Genomic DNA, 26,249 nt, shown 5'->3' with positions numbered 1-26,249 from the left:
AGGAGCACGACCATGTCGCCGAACTCACGCAGGGCACGTTTGACCGCCGAGTCGGCCCCGCACACTTCGCTGCGCGGCCTCGTCCACCGCTCCGACGTCGCGCGCATCGTGCTCGGCTGGGGAGCCTTCGCTGCCGTGCTCGTCGCCCATCCGTTGCTCGCTGCCCCCGCGCCGGCCGTGGTGCTCGTCGTCGGGCTGGTCGCGATCGTCGCCGTCATCCTCGTGTGCGCCTTCGGGGTCGTGAAGCAGGCCGAAGCGCTCGCCCACCGCCTCGGCGACCCCTACGGATCGCTCGTGCTGACGCTGTCGATCGTGCTGATCGAGGTCGTCCTCATCTCGGCCGTCATGCTCGGGCCGGGCGAGCACCAGACGATCGCCCGCGACTCCGTCATGGCCGTGGCCATGATCATCATGAACCTCGTCATCGGCCTCGCTCTGCTGCTGGGCGGACTCCGCCACCGGACGCTGCAGCACAACCGCACGGGAACCTCGGCATACCTGGCGATGCTCGTGCTCCTCGTCACGCTCGCCTTCGGACTGCCCGCGCTCATCGGCGTCGACGGCTCGTACACAGTCGCGCAGGAGATCCCGATCGTCGTGCTGACTGTCGGCGTGTACGCGTTCTTCCTCGTCCGACAGATGGGCGCTCAGGCCGCGGACTTCGCCGAGGTCGGGGCTGCGGAGGGCGGCACGAACCCCGCGGGCACCCCGGGCGAGACCGCCGCGGAACGAAACTCGACGAGCATCCTCGCCACCCTGCGCACTCACCGACTCGAGGTGCTCGTCCGCCTCGCCCTGCTCGTCGTCACGGTGCTGCCGATCGTGCTGCTGTCGCACGACATGGCGGCGCTGCTCGACGACGGCCTCGGCCGGCTCGGCGCGCCGCCCGCCCTCGCCGGCGTGCTCATCGCCGCGGTCGTGTTCCTGCCCGAGTCGATCACCGCGGCCCGGGCGGCACTGGGCGGCGAGGCGCAACGCGTGAACAACCTCTGCCACGGTGCACTCGTGTCGACGGTCGGACTCACGATCCCGGCGGTGCTCATCATCGGGATGCTGACGGGCCAGACCGTCGTGCTGGCCGAGTCGCCCGCGAACCTGCTCATGCTCGGCGTGACGCTGCTGCTGTCGGTCACGACGTTCTCCGCGAAACGCGTCACCGCGACCCACGGCGCCGTGCACCTCGTTCTGTTCGCCGCCTACCTGATCGTGCTGTTCAGCTGAAATCAGCGCACAACTTCTCGCCATGCGGCGACGACGGGAGCAGGATGGGATCGCGGCACCAATCCGACAGGACCGCCGCACCGAACAACCCGGGGACTGCCGCGCGAGCGGCCGGCCGGAAAGGGAACCATGGGACTGGCAACGACGCTCAAGCGCTGGGAACTCGACACGAGGCCCATCCACCCCGAGACCAGACGTGCCCTCGCCGTGCGCTGGGCGGAACTGCCCGAGCACGCGAAGACGCCCAACCAGCTGCTCGGCCGGTGCGCGGTCGGATGCGAGGGCACCCACGGCGTCTTTCCCAAGTGCAACCTCACGTGCTCGCCCTGCTACCACTCCGCCGACGCGAACAAGGTCAGGATCGACGGCGACCACACGGTCGACAACGTCGCGTCGCAGATGTCCTACCTGCGGCAGGTGCGCGGGCCGCGCGCACACGCGCAGTTGATCGGCGGCGAGGTGAGCCTCCTCCCCGCCGAAGACCACGCGCAGGCGCTGCTCGCCATGCGCGACGCGGGACGCGAGCCGATGTCGATGACGCACGGCGACTTCGAGTACGACTACCTGCTCGACCTCGTGCTCGACGAAGAGGGCAAGCCGCGCTTCGACAAGGTCTCCTTCGCCGCCCACTTCGACTCCCTCATGCGCGGACGCCGTGGCGCGGTGCGTCCACGAAGTGAAGCGGAGCTCAACCCGTTCCGCGAAAAGTTCGCGCAGATGTTCATCGACCTCAAGCGCGATCACGGGGTCGGCAGCTACCTCGCCCACAACATGACGGTCACCCCGTCGAACGTCGACGAAGTCGAACAGGTCACCCGCGACGTGCTCGACATGCCCTTCGACATGATGTCGTTCCAGCCCGCGGCGTTCATCGGCGACGATCGTCGGTGGCGGGAGGACTTCGGCGAAGTCACGATCGACGCGGTCTGGGAGCGCATCGAACGTGGAGCCGGACAGAAGCTGCCATGGCAGGCCACCCAGTTCGGCGACCCCCGATGCAACCGCTCCACGGTCGGAGTGCGCGTCGGCGGCAGCTTCGCACCACTGCTCGACCCCGACGACCCGAAGGACATCGCCGCACGCGACCGCTTCCTCGCCCACTTCGGCGGCATGATCTTCGGCGGCATCCCGAAGTCGACGCTCGTCGTCAAAGTCATCAGGGCCATCGCCGCGCACCCGGGCGACATCCCGCCGCTGATCGGCCTCGGCCGCCGCGTGGTCCGCCGCGCCGGCGGACTCCGACGTCTCATCCGCGAGGCGCGCAAGGGCGCCGTGTCGTTCAAGACCTTCGTGATCCACAACTTCATGGATGCCGAGCAGGTCGCTCCGGCCTGGGAGATGATGCAGAACGGCGTGGTCGCCGACGACCCGCTGCTCAAGGAGACGCAGGAGCGCCTGGGCGCGTGCATGTACGCCATGTCTCACCCCGAGGACGGACGCCTGGTTCCCGCCTGCGTGCAGCACTCCGTCCTCGACCCGATCGAGAACATCGAACTGCGCCGCCTGCTCCCCCTGCCGTCGCTGCGCGACGGTGCCGAACCGCAGGTCGTGTCACGGCCCGCAGGACTCACCGCGGTGAGGACGACAGGAGCCGCGCAGCCCGCCGCGAGCTGACGGGCAGCGCTTCCCCACCGGGCGCAGCCCCGCAGGGCGCAGCCCCGCAAGGCGCAGCCCCGCCGGGCGCGGCCCTTATCACGCACGCCCCACCGCGCACGCGCCACCACGCACGCCCCATCGCGCGCCCCCACCGCGCACGCCCCACCGCGCACGCCCCACCGCGCACGGCGTCACTCGGCGACGACGTGGACCGCCCCCACCGGGATCACGACAGACACCCGCTCGCCGATGCGACGCGACCGTGTCGGTGCATCCTCTGCGTGCAGCAGCACGTCTCCGCACCGCACCTGCACCTCGGATCGAGGTCCCGTGATACGCACGTCCTCGACCACACCCCCGAACGCCAAGGCCTCGGAGTCGACGGTTCCCGCCGCACGGCGGGGCTCGTCGCCCTGCACGGTCACGTCCTCCTGTCGCACCACCATCACACCGGTCCCGTCAGCGGCACCGGGCACCGGTACGGCCCCCAGGGCGCTGTGGTGGATGCCGTCGCGCACCGCCCCTCGCACGGCGTTGCGGCCGCCCATCAGCACGGATGCGCGGAGGCTCTGCGGCCGGCGGTACGCGTCGTGGACGTCGCTCTCGTGCAGCAGCACTCCGTGCTCGATGAGGGCGATGCGATCCGAGGCGCGCGCTGCTTCGTCGCGGTCATGGGTGACGAGCACGATCGTCGGCGCGACCTGCGACCGGACAGCATCCAGCAGGTCGTGCATGTCGCTGCGCAGCGCCGGATCGAGGGCGCTGAACGGCTCGTCGAGCAGGAGCACCGCAGGTTCTGCGGCCAGCGCCCTCGCGATCGCCACCCGCTGCTCCTGTCCGCCCGACAGCTCGTCGACGCCCCGGTCTCCGAACCCGCTGAGTCGCACCATCCCGAGGTACTCCTCGGCACGGTCGCGCGCTCGCGCTTTCGACGCGCCGCGGATCCTGTCGGAGAAGGCGACGTTGTCGCGCACAGACAGGTGCGGGAACAGCAGCGACCGCTGGAAGACCATGCCGACGCCGCGCCGCTCGGCATCCACCTCGTCCATCTCCCGCCCGCCGATGCGCACGTGCCCGGCATCCGCTTGTTCGAGTCCCGCGATCACGCGCAGCAGAGTGCTCTTGCCGGAGCCGCTCGGACCGAGGACGGCGGTGCACGTCCCCGCGGCGACGTGCAGGGAGAAGTCGCGCAGGGCCGGTGTCGGCGATCCGGCGAAGTGCTTGTCGAGACGGACGACCTCGAGTTCGGCGCTCATGACGGGGTTCCTGACTGTGGGAGGACGGCCGACACGTCTGCCGGAGGGGAATCGGATGCCGCTCGGCGACCGGACAGCGCGCGGCCGCGCGAGGCGACCCCGCGCGCGGAGCGGCGTCGACCGAAGGCCAGCACCGCGAGCAGCAGCGCGATCGGAGGGATGACCGAGGCGAGCGACATGACGGCGACGGCTGCGTCGTTCCCCAGGCCCGACGCCGCTCCCGCGACGACGAGCGGCAGACTGACGAGCGCCCCTCCTCCGACGATGACGGTCACGATGTAATCGCTCCAGGCCACCAGGAAGGCGAGGAAGGCGGCGCGCGCGAGCGCCGGAGCCAGCATGGGCAGCTGCACACGGCGCAGCACCTGCAGGCGTGATGCCCCAAGCAGACGCGCCTCCTCCTCGTACGACCGGTTGTACGCACCGTAGGCGGCGCGCATCACGAAGGCCGTGTACGGAAGCGCGAACACGACGAGCACCAGCACCACGCCGACGAGGGGCGGAACGTACGCACGCAGCAGAACGACGTTCACGCCGAGCACGGCGGCGAACGGCGGGAGGGCGATCGGGGCCAGCAGGAGCGCGGACACGACGCGGGGGAACGGGACAGCGCCGAACGTCAAGGCGCGCGCGGCCAGCGCGCCCAGCGGGGTCGCTATCGCCGCCACCACGAGACCCAGAAGTACCGAGCGTCCGAAAGCGGGCAGGATGCCGAAGCCGATCGCATCCGCCACGCCCTGCCCGCCCCACGCGGTGGGGAGCGGGGACGGGAAGGACCACGCGTCGGCGAACGCCCACAGGGCCAGCGGAAGGAGCGGGATCGCGAACCACAGCACCAGCGCGGCCGTGGCGACCAGCCGGAGCGCCCGACTGGCGGTGCGGGGAGCCGCGAGCACCGGAGAGGTCACCCGGTCACCTCCACACCGCTGTGCGCCGCAGGGCTGCGAAGGCGAGCCCGACGACGGCGAGAGCGATCGCGCTGGTGACGAGGGCGACGGCCGCCGCCTCGGGGCGCGAGTCCAGCGCCACGCCCTGGAACAGTCGCACCGCGAGGACCGGAAGCGGCTCGGGATACGAGCGTCCGAGCAGCCACGACACCTCATACGATCCGAGCGCGTACACGAAGCTGATGGTCGCGCAGATGACGATCGTCGGCGCCGTCAAGGGCAGCAGCACGTGGCGGAACCGCTTCCATCGCCCGGCACCGAGCAGAGCGGCCGTCTCGTCGTAGGTCGCGATGCGCGTCGCGAGCGTCCCCGTGACGACGAGGGCGACGAAAGCGGACTCCTTCCACGCGAACTCCACGATCACCGCCCCCCACAGCGGCCCGCCGACCCACGCCGGCCACGCGTCCGGCGCGATCCCGAGCAGTCGGGGCAGCACCCCCGCATCCGACAGCAGCAGCCCCACGGTCGCGGCGCCGATCAGATGCGGCACGGTGATCGCCGTCGCCCCGAGCCCCGCGAGCACGCGGCTGCCCGTCTTGCCCGCGGCGATCACCACGGCTGCCGCCGTGCCGACGACGACCGCGATGACGGTGGCGCTCGCGGCGATCGCGAGCGAGACGACGATCGCCGCGATCAGGTCGTCCGAGTGCGCCGTGAACGCCTCCAGTCCCGGCGTGACGGGACCGGCCACGGGCATGAGCCCGAGGGCCTGCAGCGCGGTCGCCCCCAGTCCGCCGCCCACCACGACGGCCGCGACGACGACGGCGGGCAGCACGAGGAGCGCACTGCGCACTCGCTCGCCGCGCGTCCCGCTCCGTCGCGTGACCGGTGCGAAGCTCATCGAGCGAGGACGCTCTTCCGCCAGCCCTCGTCGAGCGCCGGCACCCACTCCGCCGCGAGCTCGCCGTGCGCGTTCTCGGACAGCACCTCGTACCCCGGCACGACCGGCGACTCGGGCAGGGCGTCGAACAGCGCGCGGTCGTCATCCCCGAGGGCGTCGATGTCGAGCACGGTGAACTGACCCCAGACGTCCGGCTTGGCCTTCTCGACCTGCTGCTCGACGGAGAGCGCGACGTCGGCCACGACCATCGCGCCCGCGACCGCATCCGAGTTCGCCGGGAGGCCGAGGAAGCTCGCATTGCCCACCGTCCCGTCCTCGAGCGGGAGCACCGTGGTCGCCGGCGGGTACGTGCCATCGGCCACCAGGCCGGTCAAGGTCGCCGGACCATAAGTCATCGTCATGTCGATCTGCCGGTCCGCGAACAGCTGGCCGAGCTCGGCCTCGTCGGCGGGGTACGTGTCGCCGCCACGCCACAGGCTCGGCGCGAGCTCGGACAGCCGCTCGTACAGGGCGGGGGTCAGCTCGTCATAGGCCTCGTCGGAGAACTGCGCGGGGACTTCGTCCGCTCCGCCCGACACGCTCGCGAGGACCTCGCGCAGGAACACCGAACCGGTGAAGTCCGGCGGCGCCGGGTAGGTGAAACGGCCGGGGTGCGCCTCGGCCCATTCCAGGACGCCCTCGAGGGTGGTCGGCGGGTCGGGGATCGCCTCGGCGTTGTACGCCAGCGTGAACTGCGCCTTGTGCCACGGCGCCTCGCACCCGTCGACGGGGGTGCCGAAGTCCGACTGCAGAAGCGGATCGTCGGGATCGGTCGCCGCCATCGAGGGCAGCAGATCGGTCCAGCCGCACAGCCACGCGTCGGCCTCCTTGCCGGTGCGGAAGTTGTCGCCGTTGACCCAGATGAGGTCGACCGTGCCGTCGTCGCGCCCCGCCTGCATCTCGGTGAAGACGCGATTGAGGGCATCGACCGTGTCTGTGACGGGCACGCGCTCCAGCGTGACCCCGTACTCGGCGACCGCCGGGGCGAGCACGTCGTCGACGTAGGCGTTGCCCTGATCGTCGCCGCCGTACATCCAGAGCTGGACGGTCTGCCCCTTCGCATCGTCGAGCACGGCATCCCAGTCGTCGTACGACGTCGAGGCTTCGCCCGTCGAGGGGGCGGCGCACGCGGCGAGGGCCGCGAGCGGTACAGCGATGCCGGCGAGCGCGGCGACCGCTCGGCGGGAACGACGTCCGGTGCTGATCATGGGGATCCTCGTTTCGGGGATGGGCCGGGCGAATCGCGCCGGACTAGGCTATAGGAGGTCGGAGGGATGCCGTGGACGCTGACGACATGCATCATCAGGAGGCCCCTCGGGGTCGCCGCAGGGCGGCGATCCGTCTCGGTATCCTCCTCCTGTTCGTCGCCCTCGCCGGAACGGTTGGGTTCCTTCTCACGCCGAGCGATGTCGAGGCCGTGCGGGACTGGGCGGAGGGGCTCGGAGCCGGCGGTGCCGCGCTGTTCATCCTCGGCTATGCGGCGATCACGCTCACGCCCGTGCCGAAGAACATCCTCACGATCGCCGCGGGACTGATCTGGGGCTTCTGGCCCGCGCTCGCCATGGTCTACATGGGCGCTCTGCTCGGCTCGGCCGCCTCGTTCGTGATCGGGAGGGCGCTGGGGCGCGAGGCCGTCGAGAAGCTCACCGGCGCGCGCGTGGCACGCGTGGACGCCGCTCTCGCCGATCGCGGATTCCTCGCGGTGCTGGGTGCCCGACTCGTGCCGATCATCCCGTTCACTCTCATCAACTACGGCGCGGGTCTGACGTCGGTGCGTCCGCGCGACTACGCGGCGGGGACCGCTCTGGGCATCATCCCCGGCTCGGCCGCCTACGTGGCGCTCGGCGCGTTCGGGGTGGAGCTCGGACCGGCGTTCTGGGTGGCGGTGGCGGGGCTCGGGGTGCTGGTGCTCGGCGGATTGATCGCCGCCGCGGTCCTGAGACGGCGGCAGGGTGCGCGGGAAGGCAGCGCACCGCAGGAGGACTCCCGTGCTTGACCGTGCCGTCCGCGCTGCCCTGAGCCGCCCCCTCGATGCGATCACCGCCGCGATCGACCGTCGCTGGGTGACGCCGGATCGGATCACCGTGGCGGGTCTGATGATCGGGGTCGCGTCGGCCGTCGCCGCGGCGCTGCATCTCTGGTGGCCGGCGCTCGCCCTGTGGCTCGTCTCGCGGATCGCCGACGGCCTCGACGGCACCCTCGCACGCCGTCGACGCGCGGCCGCGGGTGGGAGCGCAGCCGCGGGCGGGTCGGAGGCGGGCGGCTTCCTCGACATCACCGCCGACTTCGTGGTGTACGGCGCGACCGTGCTGGGGGTCGCGATCGGGGCGACGTCGGAATTCGACGCCCCGTGGTGGCCGTTCCTCGCCGTGCTCTTCGCCTACTACGTCAACGGCACGGCCTTCCTCGCCTTCTCCTCGATCGCGGAGCGCACCGGGCGGACGATCGACGACGGACGCTCGCTGTCGTTCCTCGGACGCATCGCCGAGGGCACCGAGACGATCGCCGTGCACGCCCTGTGGCTGATCCTCCCGTTCTGGTCGTGGCAGATCGCGATCGGGTGGTGCCTGTTCGTGGCGGTGAGCGCCGTGCAGCGCATCGTCGTCGGATACCGCAGCCTGCGCTGATAAGACCTGCGTCAGCCGCGTCGGCGGCGGGTGACGCGCAGCAGCCGGATCGCGAGGCCCACCGCGCCGCGGGACAGCGAGCGGCGGGTGTCGGCGACGACCGCGCTCCACCCCGCGTCGGAGTAGGTGGGGTAGGCATGGATCGTCCCGGCGAGGGCTCCCGCCGTCAGGCTCAGCCTCGTCGCGACGGTGAGTTCCGCGAGGGCTTCCCCTGCCCGCGGCCCGACGACCACGGCGCCCCGGACGCGGGATCTGCGGTCGAGCACGACGGCCGTGTACCCCTCGGTCCTCCCGTCGGCGACCGCCCGGTCGACGTCGCGGTAGGGCTGCACGACGACCCGAAGGCCGCGGTCCGCGGCATCCGCGGGAGCGACGCCGACCGCCGCGACCTCGGGGGCGGTGAAGGTGACGCGCGGGACGGCGTCGGAGTCGATCGAGCGCCGCAGCCCGAGCACCGCGTTCGTCGCCGCGACGCTGGCGTACATGCCGGCGGTGTGGGTGAAGCGGGGCAGCGGGGTGGTGTCGCCGGCCGCCCTGATGCGCGGGTTCGAGGTGCGCATCGTGCGGTCGACGACGATCGCACCGCTGTCGTCCAGGCGCACTCCCGCCGCGTCGAGACCGAGGGCGGACGTGTCGACGCGACGCCCGAGCGCGGCGAGCACCCGATCGAACCGCACCTCGCCGCCGTCGCTGAGCCGCGCGAGACCGCCGGCGGTCGGCCCGCTCGAGCCCTCCTCGCCCGCCCATTCCGTGACCGTGACGCCGAGCCGCACGTCGACCTCGTCGGCCCTGAGCGCGTCGAGGACGATCGCCGACGCCTCGGGCTCTTCCTTCTCGAGGAGCCGATCGCCGCGATGCACCAGCGTCACAGCGGTCCCGAGGCGGGCCATCGCCTGCGCGATCTCGCATCCGACGGCTCCGCCGCCGGTCACGAGGAGCCGTTCGGGCTGCTCGTCGAGGTCCCAGAAGGTCTCGTTCGTCAGCACGTCCACGCCGTCCACGCCCGGGGCGTCGGGCAGGCGCGGCGAGCTTCCGGTCGCGACGAGGGCGTCGCGGAAACGGATCGACCGCCCGTCCACGACGACCGCCTGCGGCGCCGCGAACGTCGCGCGACCATGCACCGAGAACACGCCGTCAGCCGCCAGCGCTTCGGGACTGTCGACCGGCGCAATCGCGGCGATCGCGCGACGCACGTGCGCCATGACCGCGGGGAAGTCGACCCGCACCGTCGCGGAGACGCCGAGCTCGCCTCCCTCCCGTGCCGAATGCGCGGCACTGGCCGCCGCGATCAGCGCCTTCGACGGGACGCATCCCGTGTGCAGGCATTCGCCGCCGAAGCGATGCGCCTCGACGATGAGCACTCGGGCACCGAGGTACGCGGCGGTCTTGGCGCCGACGAGGCCGGCGCTCCCCGCCCCGATCACGACGAGGTCCCAGACACGGGTCGCCGCCTGCTCGGCGGTGAGGATCCGGGCCGTTCGTCGGGGGGAGGTGACCATGCCGACAGCCTAGAGTGGACGCGATCGGAGGGCGACGATGGCACGGTTCGCGCGGTACACCGCCGGTGCACGCTGGTACGACGTCCTGTCGGGGGAACGCTGGGTCTACGCGGCAGGGCGCCGCGCGGGGATGGAGCTGCTCGGCGCGCGCACCGGCGACGTCGTGATCGACCTCGGCTGCGGCACCGGTCTGAACTTTCCGGGGCTGGTCTCCGCCGTCGGCAGCGAGGGGCTGGTCATCGGCATCGATCGCAGTCCGCAGATGCTGGCGATGGCGGCCAGGCGGGTGGAGGCGAACGGCTGGCAGGATCGGGTTCGCCTGCTGGAGAGGGATGCGACGGCGCTGCGACCCGACGACGTCTCGGGCGTGATCTCCTCCGCCCGAGGTCACGCCGAGGGTCACGCCGAGGGTCACGGGGAGGGCCGCCGGGAGGGCCGCCGGGAGGATTGCGCCGACGCGCTCCTGACCACCTACGCGCTCAGCGTCATCCCTTCGCGCACGGAGGCATGGCGGAGCGCGAAGGCGCTGCTCCGCGACGGGGCGCGCGCCGTGATCGTCGACATGCAGCCGCCGCGCGGCCGATGGCGATTCCTGTCGCCTCTCGCGCGCCTCGCCTGCGCGGCGGGCGGATCGGACATCACCGCTCGTCCGTGGCGGATGCTGGAGCGCGATGCGGCCGACCCGCCCGGCGTCGACCGCGCGGAGCGCAAGGGCCGGCACATCGTCGCCGTGGGCGGCATACTCGCCGCCCCGGACGATCAGGCGCCCGCGCGCACGGCCTCCAGCGACGGGTAGTCGGTATACCCCTCCGTCGTGCGCCCGTAGAAGAGCGCCGGTCGCGGCTCGTTGAGCTCGGCATCCTGCTTCCAGCGCTCGACGAGGTCGGGGTTGGCGATCACGGGTCGACCGGCGGCGACGGCATCCGCCCACCCGCCCGCGATCAGACCCTCGGCCTCGTCTCGGGTCGTCACGACACCGAAGCCGGAGTTGATGATCAGCGGAGCTCCGAGCGTCCGGCGGATGCGCTGCACGAGCTCGCTCGTCGGGGCCGCGCTGAGCACGTCGACGAAAGCGATGCCGAGCGGGGCGAGCCCCTCGGCGACCGCGCGATACGTGGCGAGGGCGTCATCGTCGTCCTCCTCCAGCACACCCTGGATGTTGTGCTGCGGCGACAGACGGATGCCGGTGCGGTCAGCCCCGACCGCCTCGGCGACGGCCCGCGTGACCTCGATCGCGAAGCGCGCCCGGTTCTCCGGCGACCCGCCGTACCGGTCCTCGCGCACGTTCGACACCGGCGACAGGAACTCGTGCACGAGGTAGCCGTTGGCTCCGTGCACCTCGACGCCGTCGAGACCCGCCTCGATCGCGTTGCGCGCCGCCTGCGCGAACTGCTCGATCACCTCGGGGATCTCGTCGAGCGCGAGCGCGTGCGCCACGGGCATCGCGGCCTTGCCGACGGGGGTGTGCGTCTCGCCGGGCGCGGCGATCGCGCTCGGGCCGACGACCCGCGGCTCACCCGAGATCTCGGGGTGGCCGACGCGCCCGCCGTGCATGAGCTGCATCACGATCGTGCCACCCTCGGCGTGCACGGCGTCGGCGATGCGGCGCCATCCGTCGATCTGCGCGGGCGTGACGATGCCCGGCTGGCCCTGATACGACTTGCCCTCCGCGACCGGCCAGGTGCCCTCGGTGATGATGAGGCCCTGCCCGGCGCGCTGACGGTAGTACTCCGCCATCGCCTCGGTGGGCACGCCGTGGTCGTCCGCGCGCGTGCGGGTGAGGGGCGCCATGACGACGCGGTTGGACAGCGGGAGGGCGCCGAAGGCGGCGGGCTCGAAAAGACTCACGGTGAGGGACAAGCCCGCCGTCGCTCGACGTATTCCCGTCAGGAGCCCTCGGGCGAGCCGCCGAGATCGCCGAGCAGGGCGACGAAGCGGTCCAGATCCTCCGGCGACCAGCCGCGCAGGCGCTCGCTCAGACGGGCCTCGTAGCGGGAGCGGGCGAGCGCGACGCGCTCCTGCGCGAGCGGCGTCGCGACGAGTACACGCGCGCGTCGATCGTCGGGGTCCGCGACGCTCTCGACGAGTCCCAGCTGCTCGAGCTGCCGCACGTGCCTGCTGACCGCGGACTTGTCGGTCTGCAGCCGTTCGATGATCGCGCCGGCGGACGTCGCCTTGCCGGAGGCGATCGAGGTCAGCACCTGGTAGCCGAGGGGCTGGAGGTCGGGATGCACCGTGATCGCCGCTTCGCGCCAGCTCACCCGGATGCGGGCGAACAGCCGGCCCAGCTCGTGTTCGACGCGGTGCACCGCATCCTCGAGCGCGGCGGTCTCGCCGGCAGACGCGGGTCTCTCGTCGGCGGGATCGTCGGCGGCGCTCATGCTGGCCAGCTTACGGCGGATACCCGCGGGCTCACGGCCGACGACGGCGCACGCCGCGCCGTCGTCATCACGCCTCAGACCTCGGACAGCAGCCGGAAGACCTTGGATGCCGCGCGGATCTCGTCCGCCGTCAGCTCGGCCATGACCGCGTCGAGGCGACGGCTGTGGTCGCGACGCAGCTCGGCGAGCGCGGCGCTGGCCGTGGGCGTGGCCGTGAGCACACGCAGGCGGCCGTCGCGCTCGTCGGGGCGGGACTCGATGAGGCCGAGCTCCTCCAGCATCCGCACCTGTCGGCTGATGACCGACTTGTCCATCTCGAACCGTTCCGCGAGCTCGTGCGCACTGGCCGAGCCGGCCCGGTCGATGAACGTGAGCAGCTTGTACCCGCCGACCTGCAGGTCGGGGGCGATGCGCGCCGCCGACTCCCTCCACAGCGTCCGAGTCCTCGCGAAGATGAGGTTCAGATGTGCCTGGAGGTCGCCGACGGCGCTCTCGACGTCCGGAGCGGTCGCCGCATCGATGGGGGTCATCTCAGCGCCCGCGGTCCTCGCGCTCGCGCTCGCGCTCGTCCTCGCGCTCGAGCACCGTGACCGAGCCGGTCTTCGGTGAACCGGCCTCGAGGTCCGCGATGCGGATCGTGCCGGTCGATGCCGACGAGCCGACCTCGGCCTGCGAGACCTCGATCGCGGACTCCTCGGCCTGCTCGCGCAGCTGCTCGGCGGCGTTCTTCGTCGACAGCGGCTTGTTCTTGATGAACGCGATCGCGATGACGGCGATGACCGCGAGCGGGATGGCGATGATGAACGCGTCCGCGATGCCGTGGCCGTAGGCCGACTCGACGATCGAGCGGACCGTCTCGGGCAGCTGACCGACCTTCGGCACGTCACCCGAGCCGAGGTGCTGCAGGGCGTCGACCTCCTCCTGCGAGGCGGGCACGAAGCCCTCGAGGCCGTCCTTGACGTAGGTGGCGACGCTCGACGACAGCAGCGATCCCATGATCGTCACGCCGATGGTGCCGGCGATCGTGCGGAAGAAGTTCACGTTCGACGACGCCGCGCCCAGCTGCTGCGGGGCCGTGTCGTTCTGCACGATGAGGGTGAGGTTCTGCATGACCATGCCGAGGCCGGCTCCGAGAACGACCATGTACGTCGCGACGAGACCGAAGGGGGTGTCGTAGCGCAGCGTGGCCATGAGGCTCACACCCACCGTGGTGAGCACCGAACCGAGCAGCATCCAGCCCTTCCACTTGCCGAAGCGGCTCACGAGCTGTCCGATGATGATCGAGGCGCCCATCTGGCCGACGATCATCGGGATGGTCATGAGGCCGGACTCGGTCGGCGTCGCGCCGCGCGCGAGCTGGAAGTACTGCGCGAGGAACACCGAGGTCGCGAACATCGAGACGCCGATCGCGATCGAGGCGATCACGGACAGGGTGAAGGTGCGGTTGCGGAACAGCGACATCGGCACGATCGGTTCCTTGACGAAGAACTCGACCGTGATGAAGGCGGCGATCGCGACACCGGCGGTCACGGCGAGCATGATGCTGGTCGAAGAGTCCCAGTCGAACTGGTTGCCGCCCATCGACACCCAGATCAGCAGCGTCGAGACGCCGACGGCGAGGAGCACGATGCCGAAGTAGTCGATCGACACCTTGGTGTCGCGCTGCGGCTTGGGCAGGTGCAGCGTGAACTGCAGCAGCACGATCGCGAGGATCGCGAACGGAACGCCGACGAAGAAGTTCGAGCGCCAGCCCCACACGTCGGTGAGGAGTCCGCCCAGCAGCGGGCCGCCGATGGTGCCGAGGGCCATGATGCCGCCCACGACGCCCATGTACTTGCCCCGCTCACGCGGCGAGATGATCAGCGCGACGGCGATCATGACGAGCGACATGAGTCCGCCGACGCCGATGCCCTGCACGACGCGGACGGCGATCAGCATGTTCGTGTCGGTGGAGAACCCGGCGATCACGGTGCCGACCGTGAACAGGATCAGGGAGAGCTGCACGAGCACCTTGCGGTCGACGAGGTCGGCCAGCTTGCCCCAGATGGGGGTGCTGACGGCGGTCGCCAGGAGGCTCGCGGTGATGACCCAGGTGTACTGGGACTGGGTGCCGCCGAGGTCGGCGATGATGACGGGCATCGAGGTCGAGACGACGGTGCCGGACAGCACGGCGACGAACATGCCGACGACGAGTCCGGAGATCGCGGTGAAGACCTCGCGTGCCGAGCGCGTGGTCTCGGATGAGGGTGAGATGGGGGTTGTCACAGTGGAAGAGCTCCTGCGTAGAAAGTTGATAAGAATCAACCATACGCCGTTAGTTGTAAAACTGCAACTATGGACTCAGATCAACCATCTCGGTGAGCTCGGCACGCTCACGGCGTGGTGATGCGGGCCACCGCGACGGCGACCTCCTGCGGGTCCCGCTCCTCCTCGTCGAGCGCGCGGTGGATCGACAACCCCTCGATGAGGGCGTCGAGCAGCCGCGCGGTGTCGCGGTCGAAGTGCCGCTCCAACGCCGCCCTGCTGCGCTGCATCCAGGCCGTGGTCAGCGCACGGTAGGCGGGCTTGCGGGCGGCGAGCGTGTACAGCTCGTGCGACAGCACGAGCTCGCGGCCGTCTCCGAACACGTCCTCGCGGATGATGTCGACGACCGCGGCGCGGGCGGATTCGAGATCGGATGCCGCCGCCATCCGCTCCTCGAACCGGGTGCTGATCGTCTGCGAGAACCGCGTGAACGCCTCGTGCAGCAGTTCGTCGATCCCGTCGAAGTGGTACGTCATCGAGCCGAGCGGAACCCCGGCGGCCTCGGCGATGCGACGGTGGGAGGCACCGGCGACGCCCGACTCGGCGATCACGTCGAGGCAGGCGGCGATGATGCGGTCCCGCCGCTCCGGGTCGTTCTTGCGACCGCTGCGGCTCCCGCCCGTCGGCTCAGACATCGCCCTCGCCGATCGTCCGCACCACACGTGCCGGGCTGCCGACGGCGACGACGTTCGCCGGGATGTCGCGCGTCACGACGGACCCCGCGCCGATGACGCTGTCGTCGCCGATCGTGACGCCGGGGCACACGATCACTCCCCCGCCCAGCCAGACGTTGTCGCCGATCGTGATCGGCTCCGCGGCCTCGAGCTTGTCGCGCCGCATCTGCGGGTCGATCGGGTGCGTGGGGGTGAGCAGCTGCACGTTAGGACCGATCTGGCAGTCGGCGCCGATCGTGATGCGGGCGACGTCGAGCGCCGTGAGGTTGAAGTTGACGAACGTGCGGGCGCCGATGGAGATGTTCTCGCCGTAGTCGACGTGCAGCGGCGGGCGGATCGCGACGTCCTCGCCGAGATCCCCGATGAGATCGCGGAGCCAGTCGCGGGCGCCCGGGTCTCCCGCGAGCGTCTGCCGCTGATACAGGTCGGCGAGCCGCGCGGCGCGGGCGGCTCGCGCGACGAGCTCGGGGTCGTCGCCGATGTAGAGATCCCCGGCCAGCATCCGCTCCCGGTGGGTGCGCGAGTCACCCGCGAAGTAGTCCGTCATGGTCCGAGCGTACCAGGGTGCGTACGTTCGTACTCAAAAGACGCGGCTACCCCCGAGGCCTCCCCAGCGGCACGAGCCGACCGAGCACGACGAGGGCGACGGCGCCGAGAGCGGCGATCGCCGCGGGGATCCAGAACAGGTGCGGCATGCCCAGCCACGCAGCCCCCACGCTGCCGACGAACCCGCCGAGCGCGGCGTTGATCGCGTACGCGCTGAGGAAGACGCTGGATGCCGTGCCGACGCGATCCGGCAGCAGCCGCTGCGCGACCGTGATGCCCAGCACCCCGAACGTCGCGATCACGCCGGCCATGAGCAGCTGTCCGACGATGAGCGGGGCGATGTGCGGCTCGATCCCGGCGGCCGAGGCGTAGGACACATGGGCGCCGACCGCCATCACGGCCCCGACCATGAGCACCCTGGTCACCCCGAAGCGGTCGGCGAGCCGCGCGGCGAGCAGCATGAGCGGCAGCTCGACGAGGGGCTGCAGGCCGATGATCGCACCGCGCACCGCGGCATCGACGTGCAGACCGCGGTCCATGTAGAGCGGCAGGTAGGCGAGCTTCACGGTCTCGCCGCACATGATCAGCACGTAGATCGCCGTGAAGAAGAGGAGCGGCACCATCGAGCGTCGGCGTGCAGTGCGCACAGCGGACGCGGATGCGGAAGCCGCGGGCGCGTCGCCCTCCGCCTCGAACGCGTCCTCGCCGAGGGCCTCGTCGGTCTGCGGCATCCGGATCTCCGACTCGCGACCGCGCGGCGGGGGCACGGCTCGCGCGCCGATGAGCGGGACGATCGAGAGCAGGATGCTGAGACCGGTGAGGAACAGCAGCGGACGCAGCCCGAGCATCGCGCCGAGCACGGCGCCGAGCACAGGACCCACGACCCACCCGAACGCCATCGCGGTGCGCATGACGGCGACAACGCCGTTGTCGGCCGGGGTGGGCGCCCGGTTGAGCTCGTCGCGCACGGCGGCCTGCAGCTGCGCAGCCCCCGCTCCGGCACCGCTGAGCAGCAGCATGTTGATCGCGAACGGCATCCACGCCTGCATCGCGACGGCCATGAGCGCCCAGCCGACGAAGCCCGCCACGGCGGAGATGCGGAACACGAGCAGACGCGAGCCCATGCGGTCGGACACCGAGCCGACGATGTACCCCGTGACCGGCGCGATGAGGTTGGTGAGGAAGTAGAGCCCCGCCTGCGAGTCGGTGAGGTGCAGCTCCTCGACGAGGAACAGCGTGATCTGCGGCGCGGTGATCGACATGCCGATGCCGGAGATGACGAGGCTGAGGAAGGCCCCGCGCAGCAGCCGCGAGCGCAGGATGTACCGGGTAGCCGAGGCGGGCGCCGCGGCGCCGCCGCCGGGAGCGTGTTCACGCGCCACGCGCACCGTCTCTCGATAAGGAAGGGGGAATTACAAATAGTACCCACCCACTCACCCACACCGCGGACGGGGACACAACCCCCTTGGCCGGATGCCGTCGGGGCTCCGACCCTGGGGGCATGAGCCATCCAGACGACATCAAGCAACCGCTCGACCACCTGCCGCCGCTCGACGAGCGCGACAAGGCCGTCGAGATCGAGGAACCCCACTACCCCACGTCCGAGGCGCCCGACGGACCCTCGCACGCGTCGCCCGACACCGCGGCGGAGCCGGGCAAGCCGAACCGTCACGGCGTCGACAAGCTGCCGCCCACGTCGCGCTGACCCGCGCTGCGGCTCACGTACTGCGGCACCCGCACTGCGGCACCCGCGCTAGGTCACGGGCGCCGCGACACCGAGGGTCGACGGGGTTCAGCCCTGTCGACCCTTGAAGCGCGGGGTGAGCTTGTTGATCACGAACACGCGGCCGCGGCGGCGCACGACCTGGGCTCCCGGCTGGTTCTTGAGGGACTTGAGCGAGGCGCGGACCTTCATGATGGACTCCTTATTGAGAATGGTTATCATCTAAGCTAGGACAGATCCTCCACCGAAAGGAAACGAGCCCTCGTGAGCAGCACCCAGATCACCGTCGTCGCCGGACTCCGGGCGAGCAGTCGCACAGCCGTCGCACGAAGGGTCGCCCGTCGGCAGCGCTGCTCACGGCTCCCCGCGGAGGCCCTGTCCGAGTCCCGCGACGCAGCCGCCGTCGAGACCCTCCGCCGCGCGGCGGGCACCGCCCCGGAGCGCATGGTCGTCGAGCTGCCGGCCGACGCGTCGATCGAGGCCGCGATCGGGATGCTCGACGACGCCGATGAGACCACCCTCGCCGAACTCGTGTGCGTCGTCGACGCGGCATCCTTCTTCGACGATCTGCTCGCCGACGACTACGTCACCGTCGCGCACAGCATCCCGCCGCTGTACGTCGCGTCGTCCTTGCGGATGGTGCAGCACATCGAGCACGCGAGCACCGTGCTCGTCGCCGGCTGGGAAGGCCTCGAGACGCGTGACCTGTCGATCCTGCTCGCGACGTTGAGCCACCTCGCTCCCGCCGCACGGCTGCGCCTCGACCGGACGGCGGATGCCGCACCGCCGTCGCCCTTCTCGCAGACGCGCAACCAACCCGGCTGGGTGCAGCTGCTCAACTCCGAGCACGAGCCGCACATGAACGACATCCGCGTCAGCGCGTTCCGGTATGAGCAGCTGAGGCCGTTCCACCCCGCGCGCCTCTGGCGGCTGCTGGAGCAGCAGTTCCCGGGCGGCGACTTCGGCGCGGTGCTGCGGTCGGCGGGGTTCTGCCGCCTCGCGACCCGACCCGGCGTCGTGGGCAGCTGGGATCAGGTCGGCCAGATGATCTCGCTCGACCCCCTCTCCCGCGACAGCGACGACAGGGAGCTGCTGGCGCTCGGTCAGGATCTCGCCTTCATCGGCATCGACCTGGATGCCGCGGCGCTCACGGCGGCCCTCGACAGGGCTGTGCTCTCCGACGCCGAGTTCGCCGGCGGGACGCGGGAGTGGGCCCTCCTCCCCGACCCGTTCCCTCGCTGGGTCACGAGCGTCCGCGCGGAGGATTGAGCGAGGCGCGCTGCATCCTCGCCTCGACCACGAGCACCGCGGCCACCCCGACCGCGCAGAGCACGAAGCCGCAGACCGTGACGAGCGTCAGGGTCTCACCCAGCAGCACCGCGCCGCCCACGGCGGTCGCGGGTGCCATGAGGAACAGCAGCGCCTGCAGGGCCGTGATGCCGACGCGACGCAGCAGCCACCAGTACAGCCCGTAGGCGGCGAGCGTCGGGAACAGCGCGGTGAGCACGACCGCCAGCCAGAACGAGCCGGATGCCGGGGGCACGAGCTGCCCGGCCGCGGCGGCGATCACGAGGAAGAGGGCGGCCGTCACCGTCACGTGGATGGTGAGCGTGACGAGCACGCCGGTCTGCACGGTCGAGCGCCGCTGCAGGAAGGTGCCGACGATGAGGCACACCATCGCCCCGATCGGCAGCAGGTAGGCGACGGGCGGAGCGTCGGACGAGCCGAACTGCGACTGCACGACGAGCAGCACGCCCACCGCGCCGACGCCGAGCCCCGCCCATTGCGCTGCGCGGACCCGCATGCCGAGCAGCGGGCCGACCAGCACCGCCACGATGAGCGGCTGCACGGCGTCGATGAGCGCGACCGTGCCGGTGGCGATCCTGATCGCGACGGCGGCGTACACGGCCGCGCAGTACCCGAACTGCGCGAAGAGGCCGATGAGCGCCTGCACGCGGAGGTCGTGCGCCGTGACGCCCTTCCCCGCGCCCGACATGTCGACGATGACGAGCAGGACGAGGGCGAGCGGCACGAACCGCCAGACCAGCAGGGTCAGTGGCGCGACCTCGACCGTGGCGAAGGCCGGGATCAGGAAGCCCGAGCTCCAGGTGACGACGAACACGATCGCCGCTGCCGCCGTCACCACGCCGCGAAGTAAACCGGTCTGTATACCCATGACGCTGAGTATACAGATCCGTATACTCGTGTCATGGCCTCGCCCGTCCCCGACCTCGCTCCCCTGACCCCCGGCGCGCGCCGCGTGCTCGACGCCGCATCGCGGCTGTTCTACGAGCGCGGCATCCACGCCGTGGGTGTCGACACGATCGCCGAGGCCGCCGGCGTGACCAAGAAGACCCTCTACGACCGCTTCGGGTCGAAGGAGGCGCTCGTCGTCTCCTACCTCCAGCATCGCGACGCCCGCTGGCGCGACGATCTCGACGCCCACCTCGAGGCGGTGCCGGGGCCCGGCATCCCCCGCATCCTCACCGTGTTCGACCATGCGCTCGCCTGGTCGACCGCCAACAGCCCGAAGGGCTGCAGCGCCGTCAACGCGCGGGCCGAGGTCGGCGGCGACGAGGGGGCTCCCGTACTCGCCGAGGCCTCCCGCGAGAAGGTCTGGCTGCTCGATCTGTTCACCGACCTCTGCGGCGAAGCCGGCATCGGCGACCCCCGCTCGACCGCTGAGACGCTGATGCTGCTCTACGAGGGCGCGATCGTCACGCTCGGCATGGGCACCTTCCCCGACCCGTTCGCGGTCGCTCGGCGCTGCGCGGAGGGGATCCTGCGCCCCGAACGGTGAGCAGGATCCCCGATGTTGCACCGAAAAGCGAACAACCATAGCCGCCGAGGCACGTCAGAGGAAGGGTGTTCTGGAAGCGGGGCGGACCGGACATATATCGTGTGAGTCGATGTTCTCGGAAAGCGGGCGCCGACTCCGACGCGCCACCGGACCAGGAGGTCACCATCACGACTGCAGGATCTCCCTCGTCGAGCGAGCTCAGCGCGCGGTTCGTCGAGACTCTGGACATCGACAGGGCGGCGATCTCTACGCTCGGTCCGCCGTTCGACATCGAGACCGTCAGCGCCAGCGACGACATCGCCGCCCGGATCATGGAGTTCCAGCTCGACTCCGGTGAAGGTCCGGGATGGGAGGCGCACCGGATTCAGGCACCCGTGATCGTGTCGAGCCTCGATGACGAGCCGCGCACGCGGTGGCCGATCTTCACTCACGCCGTCTCCGGGCTCCCCGTGCACGGGGTGTACTCCCTGCCGCTGGCCATCGGCGCGCTGCCGATCGGCGCCGTCGACCTCTACTCGGGCGCGGGGCACCAGCTTCCACCCGCCGAGATCGAGACCGCGAGGATCCTGGCCGCATCGACGGCGAGGATCGTCTTCGAAGACGCCGTCCGACGACACCACGTGGAGGACGACGGCGACGGGCCGTTCTCCCGGCGCGAGGTGCACCAGGCGACGGGCATGGTGATCGCGCAGCTGCGGATCCCCGCCGAGGAGGCGCTGCTGCGCATCCGCGCCCACGCCTTCGCGAACGGACGTTCCGTCCGCGAGATCTCCTCCGACATCACCGCTCGTCGATTGACGCTCGAACCGTGAATCGCCTCGATCGAAAAGGTAGGTTGTGCTCATGAGCGAGCAGACCCGCGAGTACCAGTTGGCTCAGACCTTCGTGACTCTGGCCGACACGCTCGTCACGGAATACGACATCGTCGACGTCCTCCAGACCCTCGTGGAACAGGCATCCCGGATCCTCGCCGCGTCGGATGCGGGGATACTGCTCCCGAACGACGCGGGAGATCTCGAGGTCGTCGCCTCGACCAGCGAGCGCAGCCAGCTGATCAGCCTTCTGCAGCTCCGCGCCGACCAGGGGCCGTGCGTCGACGCGTTCAACACCGGCAAGACCTACGCCGTCGACGACATCGCGGCGACCGGTTCGCGCTGGCCGATCTTCGAGAGCAGCGCGACCGCGGTCGGGTACCGGTCGATGTACGCCATCCCCATGCGATTCCGCGAGGAGACGATCGGCTCGCTCAACGTCTTCAGCGACCAGCTCGGGCCGCTGCCGTCGCCCGACATGGTGATCGCGACCGCACTCACCGACATCGCCACGGTGACGCTCATCCAGGAACGTGCGTTGCGGGAGGCGAACATCGCCCGCAGTCAGCTGCAGCGCGCCCTCGACAGCCGCATCGTGATCGAGCAGGCGAAGGGCGTGATCGCCCACCGCGAGCAGGTCGACATGGACGAGGCCTTCGCCCTCCTGCGCAGCGAGGCGCGGGCCTCCCGTCGCCGGCTGTCGCTCGTGGCGCAGGAGGTCATCGACGCCGCGATCGGAATCGACGGCGACGACCGCCAGCGCCGCGGATAGCACCCGCGCGCCGCGGATGGTACCGAGTGACACCGATCCCGGCAAGGGGGAAGTGCTGGCTCGCAGGCTTTCCTACCGTATGACACGCGTTCTCCTCCGCGTCCGCAGGGATGAGTCGGAGGAGGAGGCAACGTCACGGTCCCAGACCCCGACTTGACGTCTCACCGAGATCAAGCCGACCGGAGACCGAAGATGGGAAGCTTCATATACGAAGGCGCGACGAAAGTCGAGATCGAGGATCGCGCGCTCACGCACCTGCAGCTCGTGATCACTGAGAAGCTCCGCCGAGGAGAGGCGTTCGCGTTCTCCTGGAGGGAGGATCCGAGCATCGGGTCAGGCAAGACCACCGTGTGGGTGAGCAACCACAGCACCCTGACCTACAAGTACTACGGCAGCCGACCGCCGAGCATCAACAAGCGATGGATCATGGCGTTGACCGTGACCGCCGCCTCGCCGACGGGCCTCTATCTGGTGCCGGGACCGGCTCAGGGCAGCCCGGGGAACGCCGACGGCCACGAGGAGAAGTCGTTCGCCTTCCCGGTATGACCGGCGGTTCGCCGGCTTCCCCACGCCCGTCGTGCTCGACCGGCATCACCCCGTCGAGTCGGAGAGCGACGCCAGTGCGAGGCTGACACCCGGTGTGATGAGCAGGTGGATGGGCACGCTCGAGCCGTGACCGTCGTACGCGGCGATCCATCCCGGCCGCCCGCTCTGAAGGATCTTCTCGACGAGCCCCACCACGTCCTCGACGTCATGGTCGAGTATGCGATAGGTCTCCCCTCCGTACGACACTTCCACCTTCGCCATGACGATCTCCCCTCGACCGCCAACAGGTTAGGCCCATCGACGACGCACGGTCTCGAGGAGTGCGTGATCCGCACAGCGATCGCGCACTTCGCACAGCATCCGACGGTTCCGGCGGAGGCCGGCGGATCGTCACACGAGTTCGCGCGCCTGGGCCCCGCTGCGGTGGGAGGGCTCGAAGTCACGGGGCTCAGGCGTGAGGTACAGCCCGGAGGTCTGCGAAGCCGTGACCATGAGATCGCGGATCCAGGCGCGGTTGAGGTCTGCGGTCCGCGGTCCGGCGAACTTGAACACCAGGTCCGCGAACGGATGGATCCAGACAGTCGTCCGACCACCGCCGACGCTCGCGTCCTCCTTCCAGCTGAAAGCGAACGGCTCACCGTGGCGCAGCTTCGCGACCATGGCGGTCTGCAGGTGCAGGAGCGCACGATCCTCCATCTCCACTCGCGGTCCGCCCTGGTAGATGAAACGACCCATGGTGCCCTCCTCGGTCTGGAGCCTAGGAACGATGTCTTCGTCGCCCCTCACGGGGTGAGAGGACCCATCTCGACGCTACGCGGCTATGCGTCGAGCGCAAGACCACTGTCCGATACGCGCAACGGATCGTCATAGGCGTTCGCCTCCAGCACCTGGACGTGCGAGTCGGACGGATCGGCCGAGGGTCTTGCGCTCCGCGGATTCCTGCGTACCGTGAGAGATGCAGTGCCGGGTCGCGGCAGCAAGGTCCCCGATCGCGGACGACGGAGTGGTGGCCATGGCCCGACAGATCGATCACGAGAGGAACGGCCGCGTCGAACGCCCTGCGACGGTATCGCTTCTCGTGCGCGGCGAGGTTTCCGACGAGGCATGCGTCGCAGAGGTGAGCGGCGATCTGATCCGCTTCCAGACCGCTCGCGGCGCCTGTGCCATCGACGTCACGGCCACACGGGGCCTCGACCCGCTGCCACCCGTGTCCGCCGCGGCAGAGCACCTGTGGAGCGTGACCGTCGACGTCTATCGCACGCACGTCCTGCAGTCGGAGATGTTCACCCACGTCGCTCTCAGACGCGAGGCGACCCGCTCGCTCATCACCACGGCGATCGTGGCCTTCGGCCTGGACGAGCCTCCGTCTCCGAGTGAGCCCCCCGAGCCGGCGTCCGCGGCGATCCGCCGCGCCCGAGCGTTCATCGACGCGAACCTGCAGAAGCCACTGAGCGTCGGGGAGATCGCCACCGCCGCTCGCGTCAGTGTGCGCGGACTCCAGTACGGATTCGACGAGGAATTCGGGATGTCGCCCATGAGCTACCTGCGCACGGCGCGACTCGCCGCCGCGTATCGGAACCTGCTCGACGCCGACCCGCTGCGCGACAGCGTCACGCACGTCGCGCGTCGGTGGGGCTTCGGACATCTCGGACGCTTCGCCGCCGCCTACAGGGACGCGTACGGCGAGAATCCTCGCACGACCCTCGCCCGGTGACCGGATCGAGAAACCCATGCCCCTTTCCGTCAGCACGTTCGCGAGCGCCGACATCGACGAGGTGCAGGCGCGATTGTCTGCGCAGTACGGAAACGTCGACATCGGAAGCGCCGACGGCTCACTGCGGGAGGATCGGACATCGACGTCGCAGTTCTCCCTCAGCCGCGGCACGTACACCGGCGCCTTCCTCGCCACGACCGAGGCACCGGCGCTCTCGGCCATGATCGCCAGCGGCCGACACCGCTGGTCCGCCGGCGATGAGCACGGGGACGGCCGCGCGATGCCCCTGCTCGCCCGCCCCGGCGTCGACATCAGCGCCTCGTGGGCGGACACGAGCATGGTCATCCTCACCTACGACATGCCCGCCCTGGAGCGCGTAGCGCGGATCGTTCACGCCGACGACGGATTCACGGTGCGGTTCGCCAGCGGCATCCCGATCGACGCCACGCGCGCTCGGTTCTACCGCGACGTGCTCGCCTCCACGCTGGCATACCTGCCGCTGCTGGCCGAGAGCGAGCTGCTGCAGGCATCTCTGCACAGGGCGATGGCTGCCGCGCTTCTGGAGTGCTTCGCTCTGCTCGATCAGCCGTCACGGCGATCCGATTCCGTCCGTTCGCAGCAGGTGGGCTACCGACGCGCACGCGCCTTCATCGACGACCACGCCGCCGAGCCCATCACCGTCGACGACATCGCCGCGGCGGCATCCCTCACCGCGCGTCAGCTCGACGACGCCATCAAGGCCCACTCCCCCCGCGGCCTGGGAGCCGCGGCGGAGCTGCGCCGTGCTCGATTGGCGGGCGCCCACGACGATCTGCTCGCGGGGGATCCGACGCGCGGTCACACCGTGCGCGCGATCGCGCTGCGCTGGGTGTTCACGCCGGACAACTTCGCCCGCGAGTACCGGTCCACGTACGGCGCGTCCCCGCGTCAGACGCTGAACCGGTAGGCGTGACGAGCATGTTCACGAGCAGGATCGGATGAAGGGGAGACGATGAGCGGAACACTGCCGATCAGGATGGCTTTCGCCACCCGAGACCCGGAGGAGGCCACCGCCGCCGTTCAGGCCGCGCTCGGCGGCGGGGCATTCACGGGCGTGCGGGACGAGATGGACTTCGTACAGACCGCCGCCGCGTTCGAGGGCCTCGTCGACGGGCGGATGTTCGTGAATGCGAAGGCCGACGCCTATCTCGCCGACGGCTATTCGACACCGTTCCTCATGATCCTGCGCTCTGGGACCATGCAGGTGCGCCAGGGCGGCGCTCACCACGAGACGATCACCCTGAGACCCGGTGACGCGATGCTCATGGCTCCGGAGATCACGACCTTCGCCGAGCTCGAGTCGCCCGACATCGACTTCATCCAGTTCGGAGGCGACGAGCTCGACGACGCGGCCCTCGACGCCTTCCCCGAGGCGAGCTCCCTGAGGTTCCAGACCCCCACCCCGCGCTCCGGCGACGCGAGCCGACTCCTGGTGCAGACCGCGCATAACGTCCGTAGCATCCTCGCCTCCGACGACCTCAGCGCACGACCGCTGCTGCTGAGGTCGGCCCTCCGCACGCTCGCGGTGGTCACGCTCGACGCGTTCGACGTCGCGACGCAGATGACCGACCGCCACCGCGGAGCCGGCACCGTGCGACGCGCGCTGCTGTACATCGACGATCACATCGCGACGCCGATGACGGTGCACGACATCGCCGCGGCAGCCGGGGTGAGCGTACGCACCCTCCAAGACGCCTTTCGCCGCGTGCGCAACGAGACTCCCGTCGAGTACGTGCAGCGCGCACGCCTCGATGTCGTGCGCCGGGCGTTGCAGCGTGCCGATCCCGTCTCGGGCGCGGTCTCCGACATCGCCCGGCGCTGGGGGTTCTCGAGCATGGGTCGGTTCGCCGTCGCGTACCGGCAGCAGTTCGGCGAACGACCGAGCGACACCCTCGCCCGCTGACCGACGGAG

30 protein-coding genes are annotated in these 26,249 nt (G+C 70.5%); 14 read left to right on the top strand and 16 right to left on the bottom strand.

The window, feature by feature from the left end:
- Positions 1–12: 12 nt before the first annotated feature.
- Both RAC81_RS13560 and RAC81_RS13555 read left to right on the top strand, forming a co-directional pair.
- A complete protein-coding gene (locus RAC81_RS13560; protein WP_375082851.1) occupies positions 13–1,221 on the top strand; it encodes a calcium:proton antiporter in 1,209 nt (402 codons plus the stop codon).
- Between the two features lie 129 nt (positions 1,222–1,350).
- Entirely contained in the window at positions 1,351–2,835 is a 1,485-nt protein-coding gene (locus RAC81_RS13555; RefSeq protein WP_375082850.1) for a hypothetical protein, read from the top strand.
- 173 nt (positions 2,836–3,008) lie between these two features.
- On the opposite strand, the gene RAC81_RS13550 is transcribed toward RAC81_RS13555, so the two are convergent.
- The 4 genes from RAC81_RS13550 to RAC81_RS13535 are packed head-to-tail and all read right to left on the bottom strand — an operon-like array spanning position 3,009 to position 7,108.
- Positions 3,009–4,073 (bottom strand): ABC transporter ATP-binding protein, encoded by a 1,065-nt coding sequence (locus RAC81_RS13550; RefSeq protein WP_375082849.1) that lies wholly within the window; start codon positions 4,071–4,073, stop codon positions 3,009–3,011.
- Positions 4,070–4,981, bottom strand: a complete 912-nt coding sequence (locus RAC81_RS13545) for an ABC transporter permease (RefSeq protein WP_375082848.1) — start codon at positions 4,979–4,981, stop codon at positions 4,070–4,072. Before RAC81_RS13545 ends, RAC81_RS13550 begins: the two co-directional genes overlap by 4 nt.
- Before the next feature lie 4 nt (positions 4,982–4,985).
- Entirely contained in the window at positions 4,986–5,861 is an 876-nt protein-coding gene (locus tag RAC81_RS13540; RefSeq protein ID WP_375082847.1) for an ABC transporter permease, read from the bottom strand.
- Positions 5,858–7,108: an ABC transporter substrate-binding protein gene (locus tag RAC81_RS13535; RefSeq protein WP_375082846.1), complete on the bottom strand. Its 1,251-nt coding sequence runs from the start codon at positions 7,106–7,108 to the stop codon at positions 5,858–5,860. Before RAC81_RS13535 ends, RAC81_RS13540 begins: the two co-directional genes overlap by 4 nt.
- 86 nt (positions 7,109–7,194) lie before the next feature.
- Between RAC81_RS13535 and RAC81_RS13530 the strand changes: the two genes are divergently transcribed.
- Positions 7,195–7,896 (top strand): TVP38/TMEM64 family protein, encoded by a 702-nt coding sequence (locus RAC81_RS13530; RefSeq protein ID WP_375082845.1) that lies wholly within the window; start codon positions 7,195–7,197, stop codon positions 7,894–7,896.
- On the top strand, positions 7,889–8,527 hold the full coding sequence (locus tag RAC81_RS13525) for a CDP-alcohol phosphatidyltransferase family protein (protein WP_375082844.1): 639 nt from the start codon (positions 7,889–7,891) through the stop codon (positions 8,525–8,527). The genes RAC81_RS13530 and RAC81_RS13525 overlap by 8 nt, the downstream gene beginning before the upstream one ends.
- 11 nt (positions 8,528–8,538) lie before the next feature.
- Here the strand turns inward: RAC81_RS13525 and RAC81_RS13520 are convergent, their stop codons facing one another.
- A complete protein-coding gene (locus RAC81_RS13520; protein WP_375082843.1) occupies positions 8,539–10,026 on the bottom strand; it encodes a dihydrolipoyl dehydrogenase family protein in 1,488 nt (495 codons plus the stop codon).
- A gap of 37 nt (positions 10,027–10,063) precedes the next feature.
- On the opposite strand from RAC81_RS13520, the gene RAC81_RS13515 reads away from it, so the two are divergent.
- Positions 10,064–10,822 (top strand): class I SAM-dependent methyltransferase, encoded by a 759-nt coding sequence (locus RAC81_RS13515; RefSeq protein WP_375082842.1) that lies wholly within the window; start codon positions 10,064–10,066, stop codon positions 10,820–10,822.
- Here RAC81_RS13515 and RAC81_RS13510 read toward each other — a convergent pair.
- From RAC81_RS13510 to RAC81_RS13480, 7 genes are all read right to left on the bottom strand, one after another.
- Positions 10,786–11,874, bottom strand: a complete 1,089-nt coding sequence (locus RAC81_RS13510) for an alkene reductase (RefSeq protein ID WP_375082841.1) — start codon at positions 11,872–11,874, stop codon at positions 10,786–10,788. The two genes, RAC81_RS13515 and RAC81_RS13510, sit on opposite strands and share 37 nt — an antisense overlap.
- A gap of 38 nt (positions 11,875–11,912) precedes the next feature.
- Positions 11,913–12,407, bottom strand: coding sequence for a MarR family winged helix-turn-helix transcriptional regulator (locus tag RAC81_RS13505; RefSeq protein WP_375082840.1), 495 nt, complete (start codon positions 12,405–12,407; stop codon positions 11,913–11,915).
- 74 nt (positions 12,408–12,481) lie between these two features.
- A complete protein-coding gene (locus RAC81_RS13500) occupies positions 12,482–12,937 on the bottom strand; it encodes a MarR family winged helix-turn-helix transcriptional regulator (protein ID WP_375082839.1) in 456 nt (151 codons plus the stop codon).
- A gap of 1 nt (position 12,938) precedes the next feature.
- Positions 12,939–14,672 (bottom strand): DHA2 family efflux MFS transporter permease subunit, encoded by a 1,734-nt coding sequence (locus RAC81_RS13495; protein ID WP_375082838.1) that lies wholly within the window; start codon positions 14,670–14,672, stop codon positions 12,939–12,941.
- A 107-nt stretch (positions 14,673–14,779) separates the two neighbouring features.
- Complete coding sequence (locus tag RAC81_RS13490) at positions 14,780–15,346, bottom strand: TetR/AcrR family transcriptional regulator (RefSeq protein WP_375082837.1); 567 nt, start codon at positions 15,344–15,346, stop codon at positions 14,780–14,782.
- The gene (locus tag RAC81_RS13485) at positions 15,339–15,932 is read right to left on the bottom strand and encodes a sugar O-acetyltransferase (RefSeq protein WP_375082836.1); all 594 of its coding nucleotides are present in this window, start codon (positions 15,930–15,932) and stop codon (positions 15,339–15,341) included. The genes RAC81_RS13490 and RAC81_RS13485 overlap by 8 nt, the downstream gene beginning before the upstream one ends.
- 46 nt (positions 15,933–15,978) lie before the next feature.
- Positions 15,979–17,313 (bottom strand): MFS transporter, encoded by a 1,335-nt coding sequence (locus RAC81_RS13480; RefSeq protein WP_375082835.1) that lies wholly within the window; start codon positions 17,311–17,313, stop codon positions 15,979–15,981.
- A gap of 119 nt (positions 17,314–17,432) precedes the next feature.
- On the opposite strand from RAC81_RS13480, the gene RAC81_RS13475 reads away from it, so the two are divergent.
- Entirely contained in the window at positions 17,433–17,636 is a 204-nt protein-coding gene (locus RAC81_RS13475) for a hypothetical protein (RefSeq protein ID WP_375082834.1), read from the top strand.
- An 87-nt stretch (positions 17,637–17,723) separates the two neighbouring features.
- On the opposite strand, the gene ykgO is transcribed toward RAC81_RS13475, so the two are convergent.
- The gene (gene ykgO, locus RAC81_RS13470; protein WP_341933493.1) at positions 17,724–17,846 is read right to left on the bottom strand and encodes a type B 50S ribosomal protein L36; all 123 of its coding nucleotides are present in this window, start codon (positions 17,844–17,846) and stop codon (positions 17,724–17,726) included.
- A gap of 72 nt (positions 17,847–17,918) precedes the next feature.
- Here ykgO and RAC81_RS13465 point away from each other — a divergent pair, with 72 nt between their 5' ends.
- On the top strand, positions 17,919–18,923 hold the full coding sequence (locus RAC81_RS13465; RefSeq protein WP_375082833.1) for a GTP-binding protein: 1,005 nt from the start codon (positions 17,919–17,921) through the stop codon (positions 18,921–18,923).
- Here the strand turns inward: RAC81_RS13465 and RAC81_RS13460 are convergent.
- Positions 18,898–19,830 carry a DMT family transporter gene (locus tag RAC81_RS13460; RefSeq protein ID WP_375082832.1) on the bottom strand — a complete coding sequence of 311 codons (933 nt, stop codon included), beginning with the start codon at positions 19,828–19,830 and terminating at the stop codon, positions 18,898–18,900. The two genes, RAC81_RS13465 and RAC81_RS13460, sit on opposite strands and share 26 nt — an antisense overlap.
- A gap of 33 nt (positions 19,831–19,863) precedes the next feature.
- Here RAC81_RS13460 and RAC81_RS13455 point away from each other — a divergent pair, with 33 nt between their 5' ends.
- The 4 genes from RAC81_RS13455 (at position 19,864) to RAC81_RS13440 (ending at position 22,584) form a co-directional block, all read left to right on the top strand.
- The gene (locus RAC81_RS13455; RefSeq protein WP_375082831.1) at positions 19,864–20,454 is read left to right on the top strand and encodes a TetR/AcrR family transcriptional regulator; all 591 of its coding nucleotides are present in this window, start codon (positions 19,864–19,866) and stop codon (positions 20,452–20,454) included.
- Between the two features lie 101 nt (positions 20,455–20,555).
- Positions 20,556–21,266, top strand: a complete 711-nt coding sequence (locus RAC81_RS13450) for a GAF and ANTAR domain-containing protein (RefSeq protein ID WP_375082830.1) — start codon at positions 20,556–20,558, stop codon at positions 21,264–21,266.
- Between the two features lie 31 nt (positions 21,267–21,297).
- Entirely contained in the window at positions 21,298–22,038 is a 741-nt protein-coding gene (locus tag RAC81_RS13445) for a GAF and ANTAR domain-containing protein (RefSeq protein ID WP_375082829.1), read from the top strand.
- 192 nt (positions 22,039–22,230) lie between these two features.
- Positions 22,231–22,584 carry an ATP-dependent DNA ligase gene (locus RAC81_RS13440; RefSeq protein WP_375082828.1) on the top strand — a complete coding sequence of 118 codons (354 nt, stop codon included), beginning with the start codon at positions 22,231–22,233 and terminating at the stop codon, positions 22,582–22,584.
- 45 nt (positions 22,585–22,629) lie between these two features.
- On the opposite strand, the gene RAC81_RS13435 is transcribed toward RAC81_RS13440, so the two are convergent.
- Both RAC81_RS13435 and RAC81_RS13430 read right to left on the bottom strand, forming a co-directional pair.
- On the bottom strand, positions 22,630–22,845 hold the full coding sequence (locus tag RAC81_RS13435) for a hypothetical protein (protein WP_375082827.1): 216 nt from the start codon (positions 22,843–22,845) through the stop codon (positions 22,630–22,632).
- 129 nt (positions 22,846–22,974) lie between these two features.
- Positions 22,975–23,319, bottom strand: coding sequence for an ATP-dependent DNA ligase (locus RAC81_RS13430; RefSeq protein WP_375082826.1), 345 nt, complete (start codon positions 23,317–23,319; stop codon positions 22,975–22,977).
- Positions 23,320–23,596: 277 nt separating this feature from the next.
- Between RAC81_RS13430 and RAC81_RS13425 the strand changes: the two genes are divergently transcribed.
- Genes RAC81_RS13425 through RAC81_RS13415 form a run of 3 tightly spaced genes read left to right on the top strand, consistent with a single transcriptional unit; the run spans position 23,597 to position 26,240 of the window.
- Positions 23,597–24,298, top strand: a complete 702-nt coding sequence (locus RAC81_RS13425) for a helix-turn-helix transcriptional regulator (protein WP_375082825.1) — start codon at positions 23,597–23,599, stop codon at positions 24,296–24,298.
- 16 nt (positions 24,299–24,314) lie between these two features.
- Positions 24,315–25,244: a hypothetical protein gene (locus tag RAC81_RS13420; RefSeq protein ID WP_375082824.1), complete on the top strand. Its 930-nt coding sequence runs from the start codon at positions 24,315–24,317 to the stop codon at positions 25,242–25,244.
- Positions 25,245–25,289: 45 nt separating this feature from the next.
- Positions 25,290–26,240, top strand: coding sequence for a helix-turn-helix transcriptional regulator (locus tag RAC81_RS13415; RefSeq protein ID WP_375082823.1), 951 nt, complete (start codon positions 25,290–25,292; stop codon positions 26,238–26,240).
- The last annotated feature ends 9 nt before the right edge of the window (positions 26,241–26,249 follow it).

It is taken from the genome of Microbacterium sp. CR_7 (assembly GCF_041954755.1).
Taxonomy (GTDB): domain Bacteria; phylum Actinomycetota; class Actinomycetes; order Actinomycetales; family Microbacteriaceae; genus Microbacterium.
The sequence above is the reverse complement of the archived record's forward strand: the minus strand, read 5'-3'. Positions and strand labels throughout refer to the sequence as shown.